Source organism: Pseudonocardia sp. SID8383 (genome assembly GCF_009864975.1).
In the GTDB taxonomy this organism is placed as follows: Bacteria; Actinomycetota; Actinomycetes; order Mycobacteriales; family Pseudonocardiaceae; genus Pseudonocardia; species Pseudonocardia alni.
The window spans coordinates 1-770 of the sequence record NZ_WWFY01000641.1; the positions used below are offsets into that span (position 1 = coordinate 1).

Annotated in this window: 1 protein-coding gene and 1 pseudogene; one reads left to right on the top strand and one right to left on the bottom strand. The window is 78.8% G+C overall.

The window, feature by feature from the left end:
* Positions 1-222: pseudogene (locus GTW08_RS15730) on the top strand (serine/threonine protein kinase); the annotation flags it as partial.
* 46 nt (positions 223-268) lie between these two features.
* On the opposite strand, the gene GTW08_RS15735 reads toward GTW08_RS15730, so the two are convergent.
* The coding region (locus tag GTW08_RS15735; protein ID WP_161152127.1) for a TSUP family transporter at positions 269-770 on the bottom strand (502 nt) is incomplete at its 5' end.

Below are 770 nucleotides of genomic sequence, written 5' to 3' on the forward strand. Positions count from 1 at the left end.
GACGCCGTCGCCGGGCTGCGGGCGGCCGCGGCGGGGGCGAAGCTGACCCACCTGCCGAGCCGGACCGCGCACCTGGCGCTGCTCAAGCAGGCGATGCGCACCGAGCCGCACCGGCGCCCGGACCTGCCCACGGTGCAGGGCAAGCTCGACGGCTGGCTGCGCCGCCACGGGCACCGCGCCGACGGCCCGGTCACCGCGATGCTGGAGTACCGCCGGGGCTGAGGGCCCGGTCCGCCCACGGCGCTGCGCAGGGCCGTGGGCGGACCGCTCAGAGCCAGGCCTGGACGAACAGCCGCAGGGCCAGGCCGAGGCCCGCGACCGCGATGCCGATCCGGACCAGGCGAGCCGGGAGACGCCGGGCCACGACCGGGCCGAGCCGGCCGCCGATGAGCAGGCCCAGGGCCAGTGCGGGCACCGCGGCCCACGCGACGTCGCCGAGGACCGCGAAGCCGACCGCGGCGACGGCGTTCGCCGCCCAGGTCAGCACGTTCTTCAGCGCGTTGGCCCGCAGCAGGGTCGCGCCCGGCAGCGACAGCGTGAGCGCCAGCATCATCACCCCGGCCGCGGCGCCGAAGTACCCGGCGTAGACGGCGACGCCGAACACCCCCACCGCGACGCCCGGCCCGGGCGGTCGCGGTTCGGCCGCGGGCCGGGGCGGGCGCAGGAGCAGCAGTGCCGCGACCGCGACGAGGAACGGTACGATCCGCTCGAAGCCACCGGCCGGGGTGAGCAGCAGCAGCCCGGCCCCGGCCGCGCCGCCGAGCAGCGCC